General features: G+C 55.8%; 20 protein-coding genes. 9 read left to right on the top strand and 11 right to left on the bottom strand.

Features of this window, described 5'->3' with window-relative positions; all coding sequences use genetic code 11:
* The first annotated feature begins 141 nt into the window (after positions 1–141).
* Positions 142–2292 carry a bifunctional acyl-ACP--phospholipid O-acyltransferase/long-chain-fatty-acid--ACP ligase gene (aas, locus tag HZZ01_RS11400; RefSeq protein ID WP_179897417.1) on the top strand — a complete coding sequence of 717 codons (2151 nt, stop codon included), beginning with the start codon at positions 142–144 and terminating at the stop codon, positions 2290–2292.
* On the top strand, positions 2289–3479 hold the full coding sequence (gene lplT, locus HZZ01_RS11405; RefSeq protein ID WP_179897419.1) for a lysophospholipid transporter LplT: 1191 nt from the start codon (positions 2289–2291) through the stop codon (positions 3477–3479). Before aas ends, lplT begins: the two co-directional genes overlap by 4 nt.
* A 50-nt stretch (positions 3480–3529) precedes the next feature.
* Here lplT and ridA read toward each other — a convergent pair whose 3' ends face one another.
* The 4 genes from ridA to argF all read right to left on the bottom strand — a co-directional run bounded on the left by ridA (position 3530) and on the right by argF (position 6631).
* Positions 3530–3916, bottom strand: a complete 387-nt coding sequence (gene ridA, locus HZZ01_RS11410; protein ID WP_179897838.1) for a 2-iminobutanoate/2-iminopropanoate deaminase — start codon at positions 3914–3916, stop codon at positions 3530–3532.
* 72 nt (positions 3917–3988) lie between these two features.
* Complete coding sequence (pyrI, locus tag HZZ01_RS11415) at positions 3989–4453, bottom strand: aspartate carbamoyltransferase regulatory subunit (RefSeq protein ID WP_010251684.1); 465 nt, start codon at positions 4451–4453, stop codon at positions 3989–3991.
* 11 nt (positions 4454–4464) lie between these two features.
* Entirely contained in the window at positions 4465–5400 is a 936-nt protein-coding gene (gene pyrB / locus HZZ01_RS11420) for an aspartate carbamoyltransferase (RefSeq protein ID WP_179897422.1), read from the bottom strand.
* 223 nt (positions 5401–5623) lie between these two features.
* Entirely contained in the window at positions 5624–6631 is a 1008-nt protein-coding gene (argF, locus tag HZZ01_RS11425) for an ornithine carbamoyltransferase (RefSeq protein WP_179897424.1), read from the bottom strand.
* A gap of 160 nt (positions 6632–6791) precedes the next feature.
* Between argF and rraB the strand changes: the two genes are divergently transcribed.
* Together rraB and HZZ01_RS11435 are read left to right on the top strand one after the other, a co-directional pair.
* Positions 6792–7217 carry a ribonuclease E inhibitor RraB gene (gene rraB / locus HZZ01_RS11430; RefSeq protein WP_179897426.1) on the top strand — a complete coding sequence of 142 codons (426 nt, stop codon included), beginning with the start codon at positions 6792–6794 and terminating at the stop codon, positions 7215–7217.
* 57 nt (positions 7218–7274) lie between these two features.
* Entirely contained in the window at positions 7275–8036 is a 762-nt protein-coding gene (locus HZZ01_RS11435; RefSeq protein ID WP_179897428.1) for a tRNA-(ms[2]io[6]A)-hydroxylase, read from the top strand.
* Between the two features lie 34 nt (positions 8037–8070).
* On the opposite strand, the gene HZZ01_RS11440 is transcribed toward HZZ01_RS11435, so the two are convergent.
* A complete protein-coding gene (locus HZZ01_RS11440) occupies positions 8071–8571 on the bottom strand; it encodes a GNAT family N-acetyltransferase (RefSeq protein ID WP_179897430.1) in 501 nt (166 codons plus the stop codon).
* A 305-nt stretch (positions 8572–8876) separates the two neighbouring features.
* Between HZZ01_RS11440 and HZZ01_RS11445 the strand changes: the two genes are divergently transcribed.
* Genes HZZ01_RS11445 through HZZ01_RS11455 form a run of 3 tightly spaced genes read left to right on the top strand, consistent with a single transcriptional unit; the run spans position 8877 to position 10286 of the window.
* Positions 8877–9356, top strand: a complete 480-nt coding sequence (locus tag HZZ01_RS11445) for an Hcp family type VI secretion system effector (protein ID WP_179897432.1) — start codon at positions 8877–8879, stop codon at positions 9354–9356.
* Positions 9349–9768 carry a tlde1 domain-containing protein gene (locus tag HZZ01_RS11450; RefSeq protein ID WP_313697698.1) on the top strand — a complete coding sequence of 140 codons (420 nt, stop codon included), beginning with the start codon at positions 9349–9351 and terminating at the stop codon, positions 9766–9768. Before HZZ01_RS11445 ends, HZZ01_RS11450 begins: the two co-directional genes overlap by 8 nt.
* Positions 9765–10286: a hypothetical protein gene (locus HZZ01_RS11455; protein ID WP_179897434.1), complete on the top strand. Its 522-nt coding sequence runs from the start codon at positions 9765–9767 to the stop codon at positions 10284–10286. Before HZZ01_RS11450 ends, HZZ01_RS11455 begins: the two co-directional genes overlap by 4 nt.
* A 52-nt stretch (positions 10287–10338) precedes the next feature.
* On the opposite strand, the gene HZZ01_RS11460 is transcribed toward HZZ01_RS11455, so the two are convergent.
* The 3 genes from HZZ01_RS11460 to pepA form a co-directional block, all read right to left on the bottom strand.
* Positions 10339–13194, bottom strand: coding sequence for a valine--tRNA ligase (locus HZZ01_RS11460; protein ID WP_179897436.1), 2856 nt, complete (start codon positions 13192–13194; stop codon positions 10339–10341).
* A 5-nt stretch (positions 13195–13199) separates the two neighbouring features.
* On the bottom strand, positions 13200–13658 hold the full coding sequence (locus HZZ01_RS11465) for a DNA polymerase III subunit chi (protein WP_179897438.1): 459 nt from the start codon (positions 13656–13658) through the stop codon (positions 13200–13202).
* 65 nt (positions 13659–13723) lie between these two features.
* A complete protein-coding gene (gene pepA, locus HZZ01_RS11470; protein ID WP_179897440.1) occupies positions 13724–15235 on the bottom strand; it encodes a leucyl aminopeptidase in 1512 nt (503 codons plus the stop codon).
* A gap of 268 nt (positions 15236–15503) precedes the next feature.
* Here pepA and lptF point away from each other — a divergent pair, with 268 nt between their 5' ends.
* Both lptF and lptG read left to right on the top strand, forming a co-directional pair.
* Positions 15504–16604: an LPS export ABC transporter permease LptF gene (gene lptF, locus HZZ01_RS11475; RefSeq protein WP_179897442.1), complete on the top strand. Its 1101-nt coding sequence runs from the start codon at positions 15504–15506 to the stop codon at positions 16602–16604.
* Positions 16604–17680 (top strand): LPS export ABC transporter permease LptG, encoded by a 1077-nt coding sequence (gene lptG / locus HZZ01_RS11480; RefSeq protein ID WP_179897444.1) that lies wholly within the window; start codon positions 16604–16606, stop codon positions 17678–17680. The genes lptF and lptG overlap by 1 nt, the downstream gene beginning before the upstream one ends.
* Before the next feature lie 142 nt (positions 17681–17822).
* Here lptG and HZZ01_RS11485 read toward each other — a convergent pair whose 3' ends face one another.
* From HZZ01_RS11485 to HZZ01_RS11495, 3 genes are all read right to left on the bottom strand, one after another.
* Positions 17823–19121, bottom strand: a complete 1299-nt coding sequence (locus tag HZZ01_RS11485; RefSeq protein ID WP_179897446.1) for a DUF445 domain-containing protein — start codon at positions 19119–19121, stop codon at positions 17823–17825.
* A gap of 26 nt (positions 19122–19147) precedes the next feature.
* Complete coding sequence (locus tag HZZ01_RS11490) at positions 19148–20650, bottom strand: helicase HerA-like C-terminal domain-containing protein (protein WP_179897447.1); 1503 nt, start codon at positions 20648–20650, stop codon at positions 19148–19150.
* Between the two features lie 118 nt (positions 20651–20768).
* The gene (locus tag HZZ01_RS11495) at positions 20769–22346 is read right to left on the bottom strand and encodes an ABC transporter substrate-binding protein (RefSeq protein ID WP_179897449.1); all 1578 of its coding nucleotides are present in this window, start codon (positions 22344–22346) and stop codon (positions 20769–20771) included.
* Positions 22347–22694 lie beyond the last annotated feature (348 nt).

Raw genomic sequence — 22694 nt, forward strand, 5'->3', positions numbered from 1 at the left:
GATGCGTGGGTTTTTTTTGCCTGCTCGCCGGACCTTGCCTTCCCCTGTAAAACCGCGCAATGTGCTGCCGATAATTCTGTTGTCGAACCGCGTCAAATCCTGCATCGTGAGGAGCTATTTTCACGATGCTAAGGAGCCGGCATGGTTTTCACATTATTACGCCTGATATTTCGCCTGTTATGGCGGGTCGAACTGCGAGGCGACGTCGCCGAACTGCATAAGCAGAAGGTTTTGATCACCCCGAACCATATGTCGTTTCTCGACGGCATGCTGCTGGCGCTATTTCTGCCCATTAAGCCGGTGTTTGCTGTCTACTCGACCATCAGCGAAAGCTGGTTTATGCGTCTGGCAAAACCCTTTATCGACTTTGTGCCGCTGGATCCGACCCGCCCTATGGCGCTGAAGCAACTGGTCCGGCTGATCGATACAGGCCGTCCGGTGGTGATTTTCCCGGAAGGACGAATTACTGTCACCGGCTCGCTGATGAAGATCTACAGCGGGGCGGGTTTTGTCGCGGCGCGTTCAGGCGCGAACGTGGTGCCAATGCGCATTGAAGGGGCAGAGTTCACGCCGTTTGGTCGTCTGGCGGGCGTGTTTAAACGCCGCCTGTTCCCGCGCATCACACTGACCGTTCTGCCCGCCACCCGCATTCCGATGCCGGAGGCGAAACGGGCGCGCGATCGGCGCGTGCTGGCCGGTGAGCATCTGCATCATGTGATGATGGAAGCGCGCATGGCGGTACGTCCGCGTGAAACCCTGTTTGAGGCGTTTCTGGCGGCCAGGACGCGTTATGGCGCGTTTAAGCGCTGCATCGAAGATGTGAATTTCAAACCCGACAGCTACAACGGACTGCTGAAGAAGTCACTGGGCGTAGGCCGTATTCTGGAGCGCTACAGCCAGCCGCGTGAAGTGGTGGGGCTGCTACTGCCCAACACTACCGTGACGGCGGCGGCGATTTTTGGTGCCACCCTGCGCGGACGCGTTCCGGCCATGCTCAACTATAGCGCGGGCGTTAACGGCATGCGGGCAGCCCTGACGGCTGCACAGATCAAAACCGTCTTCACGTCGCGGCAGTTCCTGGACAAAGGCAACCTGTGGCATCTGCCGCAGGGGCTGGATGATGTGCAGTGGATCTACCTGGAAGATCTGAAAGATACCGTAACGGGCAAGGACAAGCTGTGGATCCTTGCACATCTGCTGATGCCGCATCGCGCCCAGCTGCCTCAGCAGCCGGAAGACGCTGCAATGGTACTGTTTACCTCCGGCTCTGAAGGCAACCCTAAAGGCGTGGTGCATTCACATAAAAGCCTGCTGGCGAACGTCGAACAGATCCGCACCATTGCTGACTTCACACCGCGCGACCGCTTTATGTCAGCGCTGCCGCTGTTTCATGCGTTTGGTTTAACCGTCGGGCTGTTCACGCCGCTGATGACCGGTGCCCAGGTCTTCCTCTATCCCAGCCCGCTGCACTATCGCATCGTGCCGGAACTGGTTTATGACCGTAACTGTACTGTGCTGTTTGGCACCTCAACCTTCCTGGGTAACTACGCGCGCTTTGCCGCGCCCTATGATTTTGCCCGCCTGCGTTATGTGGTTGCGGGTGCGGAGAAACTGCAGGAGAACACCCGTCAGCTCTACATCGAGAAGTATGGCATTCGCATTCTGGAAGGCTACGGCGTAACCGAGTGCGCGCCGGTCGTGGCGATTAACGTACCGATGGCGGCGAAGACGCACACCGTAGGACGCATTCTGCCGGGCATGGATTCACGCCTGATGTCGGTGCCAGGCATCGAGCAGGGCGGACGTCTGCAACTGCGCGGGCCGAACGTGATGAAGGGCTATCTGCGCGTCGAGAACCCAGGCGTGCTGGAAGCCCCGGTCGCCGACGATGGCGAAGGCAATCTGGAAGCGGGCTGGTATGACACCGGTGATATCGTCAGCTTTGATGAAGGCGGTTTCTGCCAGATTCAGGGGCGTGCCAAACGCTTTGCGAAGATTGCGGGTGAGATGGTGTCATTAGAGATCGTCGAGCAGATTGCCCTCAAGGCGTCGCCGGACAAACAACATGCTGCTTCACTGCGCCCGGATGGTCAGCGTGGTGAGGCACTGGTGCTGTTCACCACTGACGCTGAGCTGGCGCGCGACAGGCTGCAGAAAGCGGCTCGCGAGCTGGGCGCGCCAGAGCTGGCACTGCCGCGTGATATCCGTGTCATGAAGCAGTTGCCGCAACTGGGCAGCGGTAAACCTGATTACGTCACGCTGAAAAAAATGGCGGAAGAGGAGCAGGCATGAGCCTTGATCGTAATGCGCCGCTGATGTCACGCGGCATGATTGCCGTGATTATCGCCCAGTTCTTTTCGGCCTTTGGCGATAACGCGCTGCTGTTTGCCACGCTGGCGGTGCTGAAAAGTCAGTTCTATCCCGAGTGGAGCCAGCCGGTGCTGCAGATGCTGTTTGTCGCGGCCTATATTCTGCTGGCGCCGTTTGTCGGTCAGGTAGCGGACAGCATGGCAAAAGGGCGGGTGATGATGCTTGCCAACAGCCTGAAGCTGCTGGGCGCGCTGGTGATCTGCTTTGGCTTCAATCCCTTTGTCGGCTATACCCTGGTGGGCGCGGGCGCTGCGGCTTACTCGCCAGCTAAATATGGCATCCTCGGTGAGATCACCCACGGCGAGAAGCTGGTGAAAGCCAACGGGCTGATGGAGGCCTCGACCATCGCCGCCATTCTGCTTGGCTCGGTGGCGGGCGGGATGCTGGCTGACTGGCATATTCTGGCGGCGCTGGGAATCTGTGCGCTGACTTATGGCATCGCGGTGGTGGCGAACCTGTTTATTCCGAAGCTGCAGGCGGCGCGGCCGGGTCAGAGCTGGCAGTTCGGCGTGATGACGCGCAGCTTTTTCAGTGCCGCCACGCTGCTGTGGCGTGATGCAGAGACCCGTTTCTCGCTGCTCGGCACCAGTCTGTTCTGGGGCGCAGGCGTGACGCTGCGTTTCCTGCTGGTGCTCTGGGTGCCGGTGGCGCTGGGTATTAACGACAACACCACGCCAACAACCCTGAATGCCATGGTGGCGATCGGGATTGTGATCGGGGCTGCGGCTGCCGCGAAGCTGGTGACGCTGGAGACCGTGCGTCGCTGTATGCCGGCTGGTGTGCTGATTGGCATCATGGTGGTGGTCTTCGCGCTGCAGCACTCTCTGCTGAATGCTTATTTAGTGCTGATGCTGATTGGTGCGCTGGGCGGTTTCTTTGTGGTGCCGCTGAATGCACTGTTGCAGGCGCGGGGCAAAGAGAGCGTTGGTTCAGGCAATGCGATTGCGGTGCAGAATCTGGGTGAGAACAGCGCCATGCTGATCATGCTGGGGCTCTATACGCTGGCGATTAAGGCGGGTGCACCTGCGGTAGCGACAGGCGTCGGTTTTGGCGTGCTGTTTGCGCTGGCGATTACGGTGCTGTGGCTGTGGCGACCGGCTAAGCGTTAACGGATTAGCCGCCTCTCTCCGGCCTGCCAGGAGAGAGGCGGCTTACACGCTTAGCGACGGATGGCAATCGCTTCGATTTCGATTTTCACATCTTTTGGCAGACGCGCCACTTCGACACAGGAACGCGCCGGGAAGGAAGCTTCATGCTCGGTGAAGAAAGCCTCATACGTCGCGTTGACCGTGGCGAAATCATTTAAGTCCTTCACAAACACCGTGGTCTTCACGATATCGCCGACCTTCAGACCCGCGGCTTCAACAATCGCCTTTACGTTTTCCAGTGACTGACGCGCCTGTGCGGCAACGTCATCGGCCACCTGACCGGTTGCCGGATCGACCGGAATCTGACCCGAGGTGATGATCATGCTGCCCAGATCCACACCCTGAACATAGGGGCCGATAGCGGCAGGGGCTTTTGCAGTACTGATTTCACGAGACATCATTGCTCCTTTGATTATGTCGTCAGGCGGCGATGCCGCCGGTGCTGCCCATTATAGGGGCGGGCAGGGCGATTACCAGTGACCCAGCACCACATGCCGGGCGAACTCTTTCTCACAATATTTGCACTTCAGATGCACATCGTCGGCGCGCTGCTTCACGGCAAAGCTGGAGAAGACGGGCTCGCTGCGACTGATGCAGTTACTGTTAGGGCAGGTCAGCACGCGCTCAACGTGATCCGGCAGCGTCGGGGCGATCTTTGCCACGACTTCATAGTCGTCGATGCGGTTAACCGTGGCATGGGGCGCATAGACCGCCAGCTGATTCACCTGATCATCGGTAAGAAAGGTGTTCTCTATCTTGATGAGATCTTTGCGGCCCATTTCGCCGGATGGCAGATTCAGACCGATGGTAATGCGCTGATCGGTTTCGGTCAGCCGGAACAGAGAGAGCAATTTAAAGCCGATTTGCGCCGGAATATGGTCGATCACTGTACCGCGTTTGATCGCTTCGACCTGCAATTTGTTGTCTTGCGTCATGGGGAATCTCCTTACAGGGCGAGTTCGCTGTTTAAAACCAGTGCCAGCAGAGCCTGGCGTGCATAGATGCCATTACCCGCCTGCTGAAAATACCAGGCGTAAGGGGTTTTATCGACATCAGTGGTAATTTCGTCGATGCGCGGCAACGGGTGCAGCACCTTCATGTTGGCGCGCGCTGTACTGAGATCGGCGGCGCGCAGAATGAACTGGGCTTTGACGTTGGCGTATTCGGACGGATCGAGCCGCTCTTTCTGCACCCGCGTCATGTAGAGAATATCGAGCTGCGGCATGACCTCTTCAAAGCTGTCGTGCCGTGACCAGGCGATATTCTTCTCATCCAGCATATCGGTGATATAGGCCGGCATCGCCAGCGCATCGGGTGCGATAAAGAAGAAGCGGTTGCCATCAAACTTCGCCAGCGCCTGAGTCAGGGAGTGCACCGTGCGGCCATACTTCAGGTCACCGACCATCGCCACATTCAGCTGACCAAGACGGCCCTGCGTCTCCTGAATGGTGAAGAGATCGAGCAGCGTCTGGGTCGGATGCTGGTTCGCGCCGTCACCGGCATTGAGAATCGGGATACCGCCAGAGAATTCGGTCGCCAGCCGCGCCGCGCCTTCCTGCGGATGACGCATTACGATCGCATCGACGTAGGTACTGATGACTGAAATGGTGTCGGCCAGGGTTTCGCCTTTCTTGCCCAGCGAGGTATTACTGCCGTCGGCAAAGCCCACCGCTGACGCGCCAAGGCGATGAATCGCCGTTTCAAACGACAGGCGGGTGCGGGTCGAGGCCTCAAAAAAGCAGCTGGCGATAACCTTATGCTTCAGCAGTTCCGGCTGCGGATGGGCTTTAAGCGTAGCGGCGGTGTGCAACGCCAGTTCCAGCTCTTCACGACTGAGGTCGTTGATTGAAATAATGTGCTTGCGATATAGCGGGTTAGGCATAGATCTCTCCTCTGCGCGGCCGGATTGCGGACAAAAAAAAGCCCCTGCTTAAGGGGCTTTTTTATGATCGGGTCGATGACCGAAGGAAACAGCAGCGCCGCCTGCAGTCAGGCGTGATTGAGCGTCAAATTGTCCGCTGTGCTGTCGCATATTTCCTCCGGCAAATTGGGCCGCATTATACCCGTTCGCGGTGGCGCAGCAAGAGGAAAACGTTTGCGGCTTCTCAGCGCTGGCCCAGCGTGGCGACCATTACCGCTTTGATGGTGTGCATGCGGTTCTCGGCCTGGTCGAACACAATGCTGTGCGGCGACTCAAACACCTCGTTGCTCACTTCCATGCCGTTGGGCAGATCGTACTGCTCAGCCATCTGCTGACCGAGCGTGGTCTGATCGTCGTGGAACGCGGGCAGACAGTGCAGAAACTTCACCTGCGGGTTGCCGGTCAGATCGAGCATCGCGCGGTTAACCTGATAGTCACGCAGCAGGGCGATACGCTCTGCCCAGACCGCTTTGGCTTCGCCCATCGACACCCAGACGTCGGTGTAGATAAAGTCAGCGCCTTTCACGCCATCGGTAATGTTTTCGGTGAGGGTGATTTTGCCGCCGGTCTGCTGCGCGGCGTCACGGCACTGCGCCACCAGTTCGTCCTCTGGCCAGCAGCTCTTCGGTGCCACCAGGCGCAGATCCAAACCTACCTGTGCGGCCGCTTCCAGCATGGTGTTACCCATGTTGTTGCGCGCATCACCCACATAAACCAGCGTCATCTCACTCAGCTTTTTGCCCGGCAGATGTTCCTGCATGGTCAGCAGGTCCGCCAGCAACTGGGTCGGATGAAACTCGGTGGTCAGGCCGTTCCACACCGGCACACCGGCGTGTTCTGCCAGCGTCTCTACCAGTTCCTGACCATAACCGCGATACTGAATGCCATCGTACATCCGGCCCAGTACCCGCGCGGTGTCGCGCATCGACTCCTTATGGCCAATCTGACTGCCACTTGGACCTAAATAGGTGACGTTCGCGCCCTGATCGTAAGCGGCAACTTCGAAAGAGCATCGGGTACGGGTCGAGTCTTTTTCGAAGATGAGCGCGATGTTTTTACCTTTCAGATACTGCACTTCGCTGGCGCTTTTTTTTGCCTGTTTTAATTCAGCGGACAGGGAGAGCAGGTGATCAATTTCGGCGGGGGTAAAATCCAGAAGCCTGAGGAAATGGCGCTGATACAGCTGACTCATACAACACTCCGGTAATCATAAAAATGAATTAAAATTCAATTTAACCGTATGAATATTCATTTTCAAGTCTAAGGCTAATAAACTTTTCTTTTTGTGTAGTGGCGCGACAGGCAGTGTGGGAAAATAATTGATTATTGCCGAACTCAGAGAGGACATCGTCATGGCATATGAAGCATTACTGGAAGAGCAGCAGGAAGAGACACGGCAGATTATTGAAGAGCTGCTGGAGGATGGCAGCGATCCTGATGCGCTCTACACCATCGAACACCATCTCTCATGCAATAATTTTGATTCGCTGGAAAAAGCCGCGGTTGACGCCTTCAAGCTGGGTTATGAAGTGACCGAGCCGGAAGAGCTGGAGCTGGAAGATGGCACCACCGTCATGTGCGTCGACATCATCAGTGAATCTGCGCTGAAGCCTGAGCTGATCGATGTACAGGTCGAGCAGCTGGTGAACCTGATTGGTAAATACAACGTCGATTACGACGGCTGGGGAACCTATTTCGAAGATCCCGATGCCGAAGGTGAAGATGACGAAGACGCCATCGACGATGAAGACGAAGATGATAACGGCATTCGCCACTAAGTTGCGCAGGGCGGAGGATGCTCCGCCTCTCTTCTTTTCCAGCCTCGTTTTGACATCATGAACTACGCACCCTTACTCGAACCGATCTACCAGTTTCTGCACTGCCGCACGCCACAGGCCTGGATTGATGAGGCGCGCAAGCCGGAAAATCTGACGCTGCTGTTAACCGACCATCTGGTGTGTGAGCTAAAAGCCGCGCAGACCGCCGTGTGGTTGATTCGCAAATATGTCGCTGACAAACCCAGCGGTGACGCTATTCTGGCGTGGCTGAAACCCTATGAAGATTTTATCTTCCGCGAAGATGGCGACAGCGACTTTATCAACGCCCATAAGAACCTGACCAAACGCATCATCGTGCGCAATGCGTTGCCGTGGGCGGATGAGCTGGTGGAGAAGATGGTGCTGCTGATTAAAGAGGAGCTGCATCACTTCTATCAGGTATGGGAAATTATGCAGTCGCGCGGGCTGGTCTATCAGAAGATCACCTCCAGCCGCTATGCTAAATCGCTGCTGCGTGAAGTCACCACGCATGAACCGGAAACGCTGGTAGATAAGTTAATTTGTGGCGCTTACATCGAAGCACGCTCCTGTGAGCGCTTCGCCAGTCTGGCACCGTATCTTGATGATGAACTGGCGAAGTTCTATCAGTCGCTGTTGCGCTCAGAGGCGCGGCATTATCAGGACTATTTAACACTGGCGGCGCAGATTGCCGCCAAAGATATCGCGCCACGGGTGCAGGCGATCGGTGTGACAGAAGGGCGCTTAATCAGCGAACCTGACAACGAATTACGTTTTCACAGCGGCGTACCGGCGTTCTGAACCCGTAATAACAATGGGGCTGCCAGCCCCTTTATCACAGTAGTTTCAGCATCCGCACTTCACAGTCGACATGGCCGGTGCAGCCCATCACGCTATCGATATGCTCAAAGCCCAGCGACTCATAGAGTTTAATGGCCCGCGTCAGGCTGGCAGTGGTTTCCAGATAGCAGCGACGGAAGCCGTGGCTGCGTGCATGTTCCATCGCCCGCAGCGCCAGTTCGCGTGCCAGACCCTGGCCGCGCACCTCTGGCAGAAAGTACATCTTTTGCAGTTCGCAGATATCGGGCGCGCTGCAGGCGAGAGGTGCAACACCCCCGCCGCCCACCACCTTGCCCTGATACTCAACAATCCAGTAGGCGCTCTGTTCGGCACTGTAAAGCTCAAATAGCTGATCGAGCTGGGGATCGGAAACGGTGTAGCCTTTGTCCGCCGTCAGGCCGAACTCCGCAGAAACGTCGCGGATTACCTGGGCAATAAACGGGTTATCGGCGGCAATAATTGGCCGCACGTGGAGGGGCTGAGAGTCAGAAATCATATTGGGATTGAATTATGCAAATCGGTTAGACATTTACCAGAAGTAACATTATCGCCATGTAAAAGCAATATTGCTGATAATGCATCGAAACATTGCATCCACGAATATTCTTTATTTTTTTGCGTTAAATCTGTTTTATCGTTTTAAGTTACCTCGTTCAATAATTGAAAATAATGCCTATTATCTGACGTTGATAAATAAGGTGGCTTTACATTTATTCTATTTGTCTTATTTGATATGAATCAAATCTCCCGGTTTTTGCTCCTGTAAGGTAAGATTTTTAAAGCTAATTAAAGGATTAATTTATGGCAATTCCAGCGTACCTCTGGCTGAAAGATGATGGTGGGGCCGATATCAAAGGTTCGGTAGATGTTGAGCATCGTGAAGGAAGTATCGAGGTTCTTAGTTTCATGCATGGATTGAGTATCCCTGTGGATTCCCACACTGGAAAACTAACAGGAACGCGTGTTCACAGTGCATTAGAATTCGAGAAAGAATTCGACTCATCAAGCCCTTATCTCTACAAAGCAGTATCCTCCGGTCAAACACTCAAATCAGCGGAAATAAAGTGGTATCGCATCAATTATGCAGGCCAGGAAGAAGAGTATTTCAATATGTTCATTGAAGGGGTGAAGGTCGTATCGGTAAATCCCCTTATGCATAACATCAAATCGATTGAAAATCTGAACCACCTTGAGTCCGTTACGCTCCGGTACGAAAAAATCACCTGGAAGTACTGCGATGGCAATATTCAACACTCAGATTCATGGAAGGAACGTGCTTAATCATACTATCAATGACGCAGCACTTGCGGGCATCATTCAAGGAGCAGGTATGACATGGGTTTATGACGTAAGAAAGCGTTCTTTTACACAAAATGGCGTCTATAAATTCGATGCACTTTACGCCGGGGCTGAGGGATACAAAGATGAGCCGACTTATGCGTGTGAGGTTAACAAAGGTCCATTGCCAGCAGGGAAGTATAAGATTGGCAGCCCCATAACTAAGCATCCCACAGCCGGGCGTTTTGTTCTTCGTCTGACACCCTATGCTGGCAATGATATGTGTGGTCGCTCTGGATTTCTCATTCATGGCGATAATGGCTTTGGCACTGCGTCTAATGGCTGTATTGTCGCTTCTTTCAGTGTCAGAAAGAGTATTGCGGATAGCGGTGACAGGGAATTAATTGTGAAATGAAAAGAGTCATTATTGTGGTTTTAACTTTATTGTCACTATCCTGTTCATCGGAAAACGTTACATCTGCAGAACAACGCTTATCGGATAAAGTGCTTACGGCATCAGGAAATAACGACAGTACTCTGCTCTTAGAGGCTGATTATGATCAGATAACTGAATACCTCTCTCAGGGCCGGACGCGCTGGATTGAACTTTATCCCATTCTTAAGCAGTCGCCCTTCTCAGGCGTAACCTCATTTCAGGAAGGTGTAGACATCGCTATGGCGTATGCCTTACCTGAAAATCCTGAAGTGATTATAAAATTCGTTACGCTAAGCAATGTTGATAAGCTGTGCGGTATACCATTTATTGAACCCACGCCAGATGAGACAGAAGCGTACTTTCTACAAACCCGTGCAGCACTTAACCGGCTAACGTTCGGAGGGGCTGAAAGAAAAAGATGTCTGGCTGTTCTGGAAAATAGCCATCATCTTCTTGCCGCTGAAATGAGGCAGGGAAAGGTGTCATCACAAAAATGATATAAAAAACCCCGCGCCAGCGCGCAGGGTTTTTTTCAGAGCAATGTATTAATCAGAGCGCCGCAATGACCGCCTGCTGTTCAATCAGTTTTGCTTTTGATTGTTGCAGGTCTGCCACGCGTTCGCGCTCTTTCGCGACGACCGCTTCCGGGGCGCGCGAAACAAAGCCTTCGTTCGCCAGTTTGGTCTCGATCTTCTCGATCTCCACATCCAGCTTAACCAGCTCTTTCGCCAGACGCTCCAGCTCAGCGGTTTTATCCACCAGATCCGCCATCGGGATCAGCAGCTCTGCGCCTTCAACCAGTTTGGTCACCGACACCGGGCCTTTCTCGCCCGCAGGCAGAATGGTCAGGCTTTCCAGACGCGCCAGGCGCGACAGGAAGTTGCGGTTAGCTTCAACGCGACGCAGCGCCGCAGGTGAGCAGTCACGCAACAGCACATCCAGCGGCTTGCTCAGCGCGATGTTCATCTCGGCACGGATATTACGCACCGCGACGATCGCCTGCTTCATCCACTCAATGTCCGCTTTCGCTTCGGCATCTTCTTTCGACGCATCGTAGTGCGGGAAAGGCTGCAGCATAATGGTGTCGTCGCTGATATTTTTCAGTCCCTTCACGCGCTGCCAGATGGTTTCAGTGATAAACGGAATGATCGGATGCGCCAGGCGCAGCAGCGCTTCCAGCACGTGAACCAGCGTATGGCGGGTGCCACGCAATTCAGATTCACTGCCGCTGTTCATCACCGGTTTGGTCAGCTCCAGATACCAGTCGCAGAACTGGTTCCAGGTGAAGTCATACAGCAGGTTAGCCGCGATATCGAAACGATAGCTATCCAGCGCTTCACGGTACGCTTTCACCGTGTTGTTGAACTCGGTCAGGATCCAGCGATCTGCCAGCGACAGCGTCATGTCGCCGCCATTCTGTCCGCAATCCTGGTCTTCGGTGTTCATCAGCACAAAGCGGCTGGCGTTCCACAGCTTGTTACAGAAGTTGCGATACCCTTCCAGGCGCTTCATGTCCCAGTTGATGTCGCGACCGGTTGAGGCCAGCGCCGCCAGAGTGAAACGCAGCGCATCGGTGCCTGATGGCTCGATGCCGTCCGGGAACTGCTTCTCGGTACGTTTGCGGATCTTCTCGGCCAGCTGTGGCTGCATCATGTTGCCGGTGCGTTTTTCCAGCAGCGCTTCCAGCGAAATGCCGTCGACCATATCCAGCGGGTCAATCACGTTACCCTTGGATTTCGACATTTTCTGACCCTCTTCATCACGGATCAGACCGGTCATGTAGACGGTTTTAAACGGCACCTGCGGTTTGCCGTTTTCATCTTTGATGAAGTGCATGGTCAGCATGATCATGCGGGCAATCCAGAAGAAGATGATGTCGAAGCCGCTGACCAGTACGCTGGTCGGATGGAAGGTACGCAGCGCTTCGGTGTTTTCCGGCCAGCCCAGCGTGGAGAAGGTCCACAGACCTGAAGAGAACCAGGTGTCCAGCACGTCATCATCCTGACGCAGCGCCACATCGGCGGCCAGGTTGTTCTCGGCACGGACGTCATCTTCGGTACGGCCAACGTAGACGTTACCGTTGTCGTCGTACCACGCCGGGATGCGGTGCCCCCACCAGAGCTGACGGGAAATACACCAGTCCTGAATATCGCGCATCCAGGAGAAGTACATGTTTTCGTACTGCTTCGGCACGAACTGGATGTCGCCATTCTCTACAGCTTCAACCGCGACTTTCGCCAGCGGGGCGGTACGCACATACCACTGGTCGGTCAGCATCGGCTCGATAACCACGCCGCCACGGTCGCCGTAAGGTACGGTCAGGTCGTGCGGTTTGATCTCTTCAAGCAGGCCCAGTTCATCGACAGCGGCGACAATCGCTTTGCGCGCTGCGAAGCGTTCCATGTTCTGGAAAGCCGCCGGGATCTCATCGGAACAGGCATCGCTGGCTTCGCCGTTGGTGTCATATACCTGGGCGCGGTCGCGGATATCACCATCGAAGGTCAGGATGTTGATCATTGGCAGCTTATGACGACGACCGACTTCATAGTCGTTGAAGTCATGCGCCGGGGTGATCTTGACGCAGCCGGTGCCTTTTTCCATGTCAGCGTGTTCGTCGCCAACGATCGGAATCAGACGGCCAACCAGCGGCAGCATCACGAATTTGCCGATCAGATCTTTATAGCGTGGATCTTCCGGGTTAACGGCCACGCCGGTATCGCCCAGCAGGGTTTCCGGACGGGTGGTGGCAACGACCAGGTAATCTTTACCGTCGGCGGTTTTTGCGCCGTCAGCCAGCGGATAGCGGATATGCCACATTGAGCCTTTGCTCTCGCGGTTTTCCACTTCCAGATCGGAGATCGCCGTGCGCAGCTTAGGATCCCAGTTTACCAGGCGTTTGCCACGGTAGATCAGGTTCTCTTTGTAGAGGCGAACAAACACCTCTTTAACGGCGTTGGAAAGGCCATCGTCCATGGTGAAGCGTTCGCGCTCCCAGTCGACGGAGTTACCCAGACGGCGCATCTGGCGGGTAATGGTGCCGCCGGATTCTGCTTTCCACTGCCAGATTTTGTCGATGAACGCATCACGGCCATAGTCCTGGCGCGTCTTGCCCTCTTCAGCCGCAATTTTGCGCTCAACCACCATCTGCGTGGCGATGCCCGCGTGGTCAGTACCGGCCTGCCACAGGGTATTTTTCCCCTGCATGCGCTGGTAGCGGATCATGGTGTCCATGATGGTTTGCTGGAAGGCGTGACCCATGTGCAAGCTACCGGTGACGTTCGGCGGCGGGATCATGATGCAAAAGCTTTCCTGGCTGGTATCGCCATTCGGTTTAAAGTAGCCCTGCTTTTCCCAATGCTCGTAAAGCGGCTGCTCGATATCTTGCGGGTTATATGTCTTTTCCATTTCTGCTATGTCGTTTGCGGCTGTGGTGGCGCTGCCGTATTCAATTGGAATCCAACGCTGCGATACGCTTTGTAGCGGTCGCGCGCCAGTTGTTTGAGAGCGTCTTCGTAAGGAACGAAGTCTATCACTTCATGGAAAGCAGTAGCAAAATCTGCGAAGTGGGGCAGCAGGCTAATCAGCAGATCGCGCTGTGAACTGCCGCGACGCTGTGGCCAGGCCAGTTCGACCGGTGCACCGTAGCGCGGGCCTTCACCCGCCAGGTTGTGCGGCACGAAGGCATTTGGCGGTCGTTGCCACAGCGCTTCATCGAGACGAATGGCTTGCTGCTCATCTTCGCAGGCGATCAACACCCGCTTTCCGGCCCGCCAGCGTGTTTCCGCCAGATTGCACACCAGCGCTTCAACGGCGCTAAGGCCATCGCTTGGGGCATCGGTTTCCAGCACGTAGAAGGTTGCGTTTTTCATCGGTTAGCTCATCAGAAGATCAAGGGCGGAATCAGATCCGCCCTTGCTGTCAGGAAAGAGGGCGCTTAGTCGTCGCCGTTCAATCCTGCCCGATTCAACAGAAACTGCGACAGCATCGGCACCGGTCGTCCGGTGGCGCCTTTGGCCTTGCCGGAACGCCAGGCGGTACCGGCGATGTCCAGGTGTGCCCAGTTATATTTGCGGGCAAAGCGTGCCAGGAAGCAGGCGGCGGTAATTGCACCACCAGGACGGCCACCAATGTTCGCCATATCGGCAAAGTTGGACTCCAGCTGCTCCTGGAACTCATCCGCCATCGGCAGACGCCAGGCGCGATCGCCTGACTGCTCGGAGGCGCTGATCAGCTCATGCGCCAGCGGATTGTGGTTCGACAGCAGGCCGCTGATGTGATGGCCCAGCGCAATCACGCAGGCTCCGGTCAGCGTCGCCACGTCAATCACCACTTCCGGGTCGAAACGTTCAACATAGGTCAGCGCATCGCACAGGACCAGGCGGCCTTCAGCGTCAGTGTTCAGCACTTCAACCGTCTGGCCAGACATGGTGGTCAGCACGTCGCCCGGACGCATTGAGCGGCCATCCGGCATGTTTTCACAGCCCGCCAGCACGCCCACCACGTTCAGCGGCAGATTCAGCTCGGCCACCATACGCATCACGCCATAGACGGTAGCCGCGCCACACATGTCATACTTCATTTCGTCCATGCTGTCGGCAGGCTTAATGGAGATGCCGCCGGAGTCAAAGGTCAGCCCTTTACCCACCAGCACAATCGGCCGTGCTTCCGCATCCGGATTGCCTTTGTATTCAATCACCGACATCAGCGATTCGTTCTGCGAACCGGCACCAACGGCGAGATAGGCGTTCATGCCCAGCTCTTTCATCTGCTGTTCGCCGATCACACGGGTCGTGACATTTTTGCTGAAGTTGTCGGCCAGCTGGCGCGCCTGTGACGCCAGATAAGCGGCGTTACAGATATTGGGCGGCATATTGCCAAGGTCTTTAGCGGCTTTCATGCCGGCCGCGACCGCTAACCCATGCTGGATCGCCCGTTCGCCGCTGGTCAGTTCACGACGTGTCGGCACGTTAAACACCAGCTTGCGTAACGGACGACGCGGCTCTGCTTTATTACTTTTCAGCTGGTCAAAGTTGTAGAGCGCCTCTTTGGAGGTCTCCACCGCCTGACGCACTTTCCAGTAGGTATTGCGGCCTTTGACATGCAGCTCGGTCAGGAAGCAGACCGCTTCCATGGAGCCGGTGTCGTTCAGCGTGTTAATGGTTTTCTGAATGACCTGCTTGTACTGGCGTTCATCCAGCTCACGCTCTTTACCGCAGCCAATCAGCAGAATACGCTCGGACAGGATATTTGGCACATGATGCAGCAGCAGTGTCTGGCCCACTTTTCCTTCCAGCTCGCCGCGGCGCAGCAGGGCGCTGATGTAGCCGTCGCTGATTTTATCCAGCTGTTCGGCAATCGGTGACAGACGACGCGGTTCGAAAACGCCAACGACAATGCAGGCACTGCGCTGTTTTTCCGGGCTTCCGCTTTTTACACTGAACTCCATGCACTCTCCTGAATCTTAAAGACAACGGCCGCTGCTGCCGCTAGAATGTAGCGCGCTCATGACCCATTTATTCATCGTCGCAGCATGACATTCTGCTGCTGGAGGTCATAATGAATCAGGGTGACAAGATGTTGTTTTTTCACCACCCGGACGCGTTTTTCATACAAATTTAGCTACGGCGACGGCCATTGATGAAGAAAAATGGCTGATAAGCGTTGAAACTAGCGATTTTCCTGCAAAAAGACAAGTTTTCACAGGCGTACTAAGCGTGATCATCATTAGATATCTGGTTCGGGAAACGCTCAAAAGCCAGCTGGCTATCCTCTTTATCCTGCTACTCATCTTCTTTTGTCAGAAGCTGGTCAGGATACTGGGTGCCGCGGTGGATGGCGAAGTGCCGACAAACCTCGTTCTGACGTTGTTAGGACTCGGTGTGCCTCAAATGGCACAACTTATACTGCCCTTAAGTCTGTTTCTGGCGATCCTGATGACGCTGGGGCGTCTCTACACGGAAAGTGAAATTACCGTGATGCACGCCTGCGGCCTGAGTAAGGCTGTCCTGGTTAAAGCGGCGATGGTTCTGATGCTGTTTACCTCGGTGGTGGCGGCAGTGAACGTTATCTGGCTGGGACCGTGGTCATCCCGTTATCAGGATGAAGTGACGCAGAACGCCAAAGCGAACCCGGGTGCGGCAGCAATGGCCGCCGGACAGTTCCAGACCTCCAGCGACGGCAGCGCCGTGCTGTTTGTCGAGAATGTGAAGGGCAACCACTTTGGTAACGTGTTCCTGGCGCAGTTACGGCCTAAAGGGAACGCGCGTCCTTCGGTGGTGCTGGCTGACAGCGGTCATATGGAGCAGCATAAAGATGGCTCGCAGGTGGTGACGCTGGATAAAGGCACCCGCTTTGAGGGCACGGCACTGCTGCGTGACTTCCGTATCACTGACTTCACCAACTATCAGGCCATTGTGGGATATAAAGCGGCAACGCTCGATCCTAACGATGCAGAGCAGGCGAGCATGACCGATCTGTTCGCGAACAAGACACCTGATTTCCAGGCCGAGTTGCACTGGCGTCTGACGCTGGTATTTGCGGTGCTGGTGATGGCGCTGATGGTGGTGCCGCTCAGCGTGGTGAACCCACGTCAGGGACGCGTGCTGTCAATGCTGCCTGCCATGCTGCTTTATCTGATCTTCTTCCTGTTGCAGAGCTCGCTGAAGTCGAGCGGAGCAAAAGGGCGCCTCGATCCGGCTATCTGGATGTGGGTGGTGAATATCAGTTATCTGGTGCTGGCGGTGCTCCTTAACCTGTGGGATACCGTGCCGATGCGTCGGATTCGCGCCCGCTTTACCCGCGGAGGGTCGGTCTGATGTTTCGCGTACTTGACCGCTATATCGGTAAAACCATCTTCAATACCATCATGCTGACTCTGTTCATGCTGGTGTCGCTGTCCGGCATCATCAAGTTCGTTGATCAGCTGCGTAAGACCGGTCAGGGCAGCTATAGCGCCCTGAGTGCCGGTTATTACACCCTGTTGAGCGTGCCCAAAGATATTGAGATTTTCTTCCCGATGGCGGCCCTGCTGGGCGCGCTGCTGGGACTGGGCGCGCTGGCGCAGCGCAGTGAGCTGGTGGTGATGCAGGCGGCAGGCTTTACCCGCATGCAGGTGGCGCTTTCAGTAATGAAAACGGCGATTCCGCTGGTGCTGCTGACTATGGCGATTGGTGAGTTTGTCGCGCCGTCGGGCGAGCAGATGGCGCGCAACTACCGGGCTCAGCAGCTTTACGGCGGCGCACTGGTCTCGACCCAGAACGGTCTGTGGGCGAAAGATGGCAATAACTTTATCTTTATCGAGCGCATTAAAGGTGACAACGAAATCGATGGCGTGAGCATCTACAGCTTTAACGATCAGCGTCGTCTGCAGAGCGTGCGTTACGCGGCGACGGCGACCTGGGATGCGGCAAAGAAGCGCTGGATGTTGTCGCAGGTCGATGAGTCGAACCTCACCGATCCGAAGCAGATTACCGGTTCGCAGAGCCTGAGTGGCGAATGGAAAACCAATCTGACGCCGGACAAGCTGGGTGTGGTCGCGCTCGATCCTGATGCATTATCGATTCGCGGTCTGCATAGCTACAGTAAATATCTGAAGCAGAGTGGTCAGGAAGCGGGACGGTATCAGCTGAATATGTGGAGCAAGATTTTCCAGCCGCTGTCCGTCGCGGTGATGATGCTGATGGCGCTGTCGTTTATCTTTGGTCCGCTGCGCAGCGTGTCGATGGGTGTACGTGTAGTGACCGGTATCAGCTTTGGCTTCCTGTTCTACGTGCTGGACCAGATTTTCGGCCCACTGAGTCTGGTGTACGGTCTGCCACCAATTCTGGGGGCGATTCTGCCGAGCTTTGCGTTCTTTGCGATCAGTATGTTTATGTTGATTAAGCGGCGCTAAGCGCAGTAAATGCAGTAAAAAAAAGGCCGCGCAAGCGGCCTTTTTTTGTGACCCGTGTAATGGCCCGCGATGCTTTGCTACTCCCATCGCTTTACGTTTGTGCGTCGGCTGTGCGTAGCGGTTTCAGTCGCGTGGAGCGGCTTCAGGTCACACTGCTTATCCAGCCTGACAGTGCAGGCAGGGCAGCGGGCAATTGCGACAGCAGATAAAGAATCAGCCCGATGGTGCCGCCCACCAGCGTGCCGTTGATGCGGATAAACTGCAGGTCTTTGCCGATATTGAGTTCGATCTGCTGCGACATATCGCGCGCATCCCAGCTCTTTACGGTGTCGCTGATATGTCGCGTCAGGAAGCTGGCGAACTCAGGCGCAACACTGCGCGCCGCCTGCTCCAGATGCTGGTTCATTGAATCACGCAGCGCCGGGTCGGCTGCCAGGGTTTCGCCCAGCCACAGGGCCGCACCGCGCACTTTCTCCTGCACCCGTGAATCATCACTGCTGAGATCCGCCTTGAGCCAGTTGCGCATGTCATTCCACAGCTCGCCGATGTAGCGGTTGAATGAGACATCCTCTTTCAGCCAGCCTTTGATCTCTTCGGCGCGCTCGGCCATTTCCGGGTCGTTCTGCAATTTAACGATCAGCTTGTCGACCGCCCGATTGAAACCGAGACGCAGCTCATGGCCCTGATCCAGCGCCACATCATCCAGCAGCGAATCGACCGCGTTTGCCACCAGTTCTGCACTGTGCTCGCCCAGCCATTCGGTCGGCAACATTTTGGCTTTGATAGGATGTTCGCGTTTCAGCCAGCGCACCAGCTGCATGGCAATGAACTCGCGAGTTGCGGGTTTATGCAGCAGCTTCAGCAGCTGTTCGATGGCCGCGTCCAGCAGCGCCTGATGACGGTTATTTTTGGTCAGGCTCTCCAGCACCATGGCACTGGTCTGGCTGAGATCGACCTTGTCGATCGCACGATGTACGGCGCGGCGCATAAAGGTCTGGATACGTGCGTCATCGGTCAGATCGAGGAAGCCACGCATCACCTGAAGCAGATGGCGACCGATGCGGTCCGCGTTGCCCGGCGCATTCAGCCACTGCGCCAGCAGGTTTGAAGGATCGTGACGGCGAATGAGATTCAGCAGTGAATCGGTATCAAGAAACTTCTCCTGCACAAAGCGCCCGAGGTTTTCGCCGATACGATCTTTGTTGCGCGGGATGATGGCGGTATGGCGCGAGATGAAGGGCACCGGCACGCGCCGGAACAGCGCCACCACCGCAAACCAGTCTGCCAGCGCGCCGACCATCGCGGCCTCCGCTATCGCTTTTACGCCGCTGACCCAGAAGCCGGGTGGCAGGAAAAGGGTGACGATGAACGTCGCAGCGGCAAGCAGCAACAGCAGCAGCGCCAGACGTTTCATCCGATTGAGTTCGTGTTGTTTATCCATAACCTGATCTTAGCAGAGAGCCGGGCTCATCGGCGACGGCCACCCAGCAGGCTGCCGAGTACCCCACGGATGATCTGATTGGTAATCTGACGCGTGGCGCTTTTCGCCATGGTCTGCACTACGCCGTCGTGTTTACCGCCGCGTGGGCCGGTGCGGCCAAATAAAATCTCTTTCAGACCACCGAGAATGCCATTATCGACCGCGACATCATCGCCTTTGGCCGGTGGTGCGCTGGCCTCATCGCTGGCGGCCTGGAAGCCTTTTTGCAACGTTTCAAACGCCGATTCGCGATCGACTTCAGTGTCATATTTACCATACAGCGGGGAATGATTGATCAGACCGTTACGTTCATCGCCAGTGACCGGGCCCATGCGCGAGCCGGGCGCAATCACCATGGCGCGTTCCACGACCGACGGGCTGCCTTTGGCATCCAGGAAGGAGATTAGCGCTTCACCTGTACCCAGCGCCTGAATCGCCTCAACACTGTCAAACGCCGGGTTGGCGCGCAGCGTATCGGCGGCCGTTTTCACCGCTTTCTGATCGTTGGGGGTGAAGGCGCGCAGGGCATGCTGGACGCGGTTGCCAAGCTGACCCAGCACCCGATCGGGAATATCTCCTGGATTCTGGGTAACAAACCAGACGCCGACGCCTTTGGAGCGGATCAGCCGCATCACCTGTTCGATTTTCTCCAGCAGTACCGCAGGTGCGTCGGTAAACAGCAGATGCGCCTCATCAAAGAAGAACACCAGCTTTGGCTGATCGAGATCGCCTGCTTCCGGCAGATGTTCGTAAAGCTCCGACAGCAGCCACAACAGGCTGGTGGCGTAGAGTTTCGGCATCTGGTAGAGCTTCTCCGCAGAGAGGATATTGATGACGCCTTTGCCGTTGCTGTCGACGCGCATCCAGTCGGCGATATCCAGCATCGGTTCACCAAAGAAGTGTTCCGCACCCTGTTGCTCCAGCGTCAGTAAGCCGCGCTGGATCGCACCGACCGAGGCGCTATTGATGTTGCCATAATGGGTCTGGAAGCTTTTGGCGTTGTCGCCAATGTACCGGGTCATGGCGCGCAGGTCTTTAAAATCCAGCAGCAGCAAACCCTGGTCATCGGCGATGCGGAAAATAATCTGCAGGACGCCGCTCTGCACTTCATTCAGGTTCAGCAGTCGCGCCAGCAGCAGCGGCCCAAGATCGGAGACGGTGGCGCGCACCGGATGACCTTTCTCGCCGAAGATATCCCACAGCACGACCGGATTACCTTGCGGCTGCCAGTCGGTGACGCCGATTTTTATCAGTCTCTCCTGCAGCTTTTCACTGGACTGACCCGCCATCGCCACACCGGTCAAATCGCCTTTGACGTCGGCCATAAAGACCGGCACGCCACTGGCGGAGAACGACTCTGCCAGCTTCTGCAGCGTGACGGTTTTACCTGTACCGGTCGCGCCGGTGATGAGGCCATGACGGTTAGCCATTTGCGGTAACAGATGAAGTTCGACGTCTGGCGTCCGGGCAATCAGTAGCGGGGAAGTCATGATTTTCCACTCTCAGGCTGAAGGTTATGCCTGAAGGATAGCAAGCCGGGGCGGCACAGGAGGAGAACTATTCACCAAAAAAGACCGCGGCTCCATAAAGCAGCGGCCTGAACCAGAGTTACTTCTGCACCTCTTCAAAATTAAGCAGGCTGACACCGATACCCTGCTGCAGGTGACTGAGGTTACTGCGCACTGCCACCTGTACTGCGCCCTGTAAGAGGACGATAAACGGCGAATCCTGCTGGATGCGGGTTTGCAGCCCGGTATAGAGGTTGCGACGTTTCACGGCGTCGCCTTCTCCGGCGGCAGCGCGGGTCTGGGCGCTGAGTTCCGGAATGGACCAGCCGACGCGCCACGCCAGGGTTTTGCCGCCGCCTGGCACATTTGAGGCAAAGGTGCTGGCGTTGGTATTGGGGTCGATATAGTCCGCGCCCCAGTAAGAGAATATTGCCTGGAAGTTGCGGCTGCGCATTTTGCTCCACAGCTCTGATTCCGCCACCGGCTGGATATCGAGCTGCACATCCGCTTTGGCAAAGCTTGCCTGCAGCGCCTGCGCCACATCGATATAAGGCGGCTGATTCACCACCGTCAGCGCGATATGCGTGCCGGGTTTAATGCCGCCTTTTTGCAGGATCGCCTGGGCTTTTTTCAGATCGTAATGGAACGGCGTGCTGTTCAGCGCACTATCGAAGCCGTCCGGCAGGAAGCTCTGATGGATACGGTACTGACCTTTCAGCAGCTGGTTTGCCAGGCTGTCATAGTCAACCAGCCAGCGAGCCGCCTGCCACAGCGCCGGATTCCCCAGCGCGGGTTGTTGCGGGCTTTGGGTGTTAAGCCCGATGTAGTAAATCAGGCTGGACGGAAAGGCCTCGACACGCACACTGGCAGTATTTTTCAGCGCAGCAATCTGGTCCGGGCCAAGCTGACAGGCGACATCGACATCACCCTGCTGGATCAACAGACGGCGGCTGCCGGGATCGGCCACGCCCTTGAGTAATACGCGCTTCAGATACGGCTTCTGGCTGCTGTGAGGATTGGCCTCCAGCACCAGCGCCTGCAGCGGCACAAACTGTTTGATGGCATAGGCGGCACTGCCAGCGGAGTGGTTCTTCAGCCAGGCATTGCCGTAATCGTTGCTGCTGGCGTGCTCCTGCGCCAGTTTGCTGTCGACGATGGAGGCGACAGGCGCGGTCAGCAGGCGCAGCGCCAGATCGCTGCCGATTTCAGCGGGCCAGCGCAGCGCAAGCTGGTGGTCGTTGATCACCGTAAACTGCTGGTCGATATTTTCTGGCGTCCAGCCAAATTCGCCGAGGATAAAAGAGGGCGCTTTGTTGAGTTTTACCGCACGGGTTAATGAGAACACCACATCCTGCGCGGTCAGAGAATTGCCGCTGGCGAAGCGGGCCTGCGGATTGAGGTCGAACACCAGGCTGTGGGGCGTTTTTCCGGCCAGCCAGCGCGTGGCCGCCAGTGGCGAGAGCTGCTGAGGGTTCTGGTGATCCGGCTCCAGCAGCGTCTGGTAGATATTGCGCAGGCTGCTGTTACTGATGGTTTCAAAACTTTCCGCCGGATCGAAACTGATGATGCCATCAAGTGGCACGGCGACCACCAGCGTGTCAGCAGGCGTGGCGGCATGTGCCGGATGAACCAGTGCCAGGGCAGTGAATAAAGAGAGTGAGAGTCGCGTTTTGCGCATCGGGAGTTATCCTGAGTCGTTAATCGCTCTACTCTATCGGGCGCCCGATAATCTCAAAATGCCGGTTTGTTATGAGCTTTGCACAATTATTAGCGTAGAGATTCAGGCAAAGGGACAAAACAAGATAATAACGATCAGTCATTATTCCATCGTCATTTTGCAGCGGGCGAAATAAAGCCGGTTTTACTCAGCCGATCACAAATTGCGCACAGTCTGATTGTATGACTATCGAAGTAACTATACTGTTAACGATGAGAACCATTCTCTGGTATGGAAGTATGATATTTTTTTATCGGTTATTCTGCGTGATGATGACAGGGCGAAAATAATAACCCTCTATTCTGCGTC

It is taken from the genome of Pantoea sp. WMus005, from assembly GCF_013415305.1.
GTDB classification, from domain to species: Bacteria; Pseudomonadota; Gammaproteobacteria; order Enterobacterales; family Enterobacteriaceae; genus Pantoea; species Pantoea rara.

Coding starts and splice junctions, on each gene's coding strand:
- aas (WP_179897417.1), top strand. CDS start 142: ATGGTTTTCACATTATTACGCCTGATATTTCGCCTGTTATGGCGGGTC.
- lplT (WP_179897419.1), top strand. CDS start 2,289: ATGAGCCTTGATCGTAATGCGCCGCTGATGTCACGCGGCATGATTGCC.
- ridA (WP_179897838.1), bottom strand. CDS start 3,916: ATGTCTCGTGAAATCAGTACTGCAAAAGCCCCTGCCGCTATCGGCCCC.
- pyrI (WP_010251684.1), bottom strand. CDS start 4,453: ATGACGCAAGACAACAAATTGCAGGTCGAAGCGATCAAACGCGGTACA.
- pyrB (WP_179897422.1), bottom strand. CDS start 5,400: ATGCCTAACCCGCTATATCGCAAGCACATTATTTCAATCAACGACCTC.
- argF (WP_179897424.1), bottom strand. CDS start 6,631: ATGAGTCAGCTGTATCAGCGCCATTTCCTCAGGCTTCTGGATTTTACC.
- rraB (WP_179897426.1), top strand. CDS start 6,792: ATGGCATATGAAGCATTACTGGAAGAGCAGCAGGAAGAGACACGGCAG.
- HZZ01_RS11435 (WP_179897428.1), top strand. CDS start 7,275: ATGAACTACGCACCCTTACTCGAACCGATCTACCAGTTTCTGCACTGC.
- HZZ01_RS11440 (WP_179897430.1), bottom strand. CDS start 8,571: ATGATTTCTGACTCTCAGCCCCTCCACGTGCGGCCAATTATTGCCGCC.
- HZZ01_RS11445 (WP_179897432.1), top strand. CDS start 8,877: ATGGCAATTCCAGCGTACCTCTGGCTGAAAGATGATGGTGGGGCCGAT.
- HZZ01_RS11455 (WP_179897434.1), top strand. CDS start 9,765: ATGAAAAGAGTCATTATTGTGGTTTTAACTTTATTGTCACTATCCTGT.
- HZZ01_RS11460 (WP_179897436.1), bottom strand. CDS start 13,194: ATGGAAAAGACATATAACCCGCAAGATATCGAGCAGCCGCTTTACGAG.
- HZZ01_RS11465 (WP_179897438.1), bottom strand. CDS start 13,658: ATGAAAAACGCAACCTTCTACGTGCTGGAAACCGATGCCCCAAGCGAT.
- pepA (WP_179897440.1), bottom strand. CDS start 15,235: ATGGAGTTCAGTGTAAAAAGCGGAAGCCCGGAAAAACAGCGCAGTGCC.
- lptG (WP_179897444.1), top strand. CDS start 16,604: ATGTTTCGCGTACTTGACCGCTATATCGGTAAAACCATCTTCAATACC.
- HZZ01_RS11485 (WP_179897446.1), bottom strand. CDS start 19,121: ATGGATAAACAACACGAACTCAATCGGATGAAACGTCTGGCGCTGCTG.
- HZZ01_RS11490 (WP_179897447.1), bottom strand. CDS start 20,650: ATGACTTCCCCGCTACTGATTGCCCGGACGCCAGACGTCGAACTTCAT.
- HZZ01_RS11495 (WP_179897449.1), bottom strand. CDS start 22,346: ATGCGCAAAACGCGACTCTCACTCTCTTTATTCACTGCCCTGGCACTG.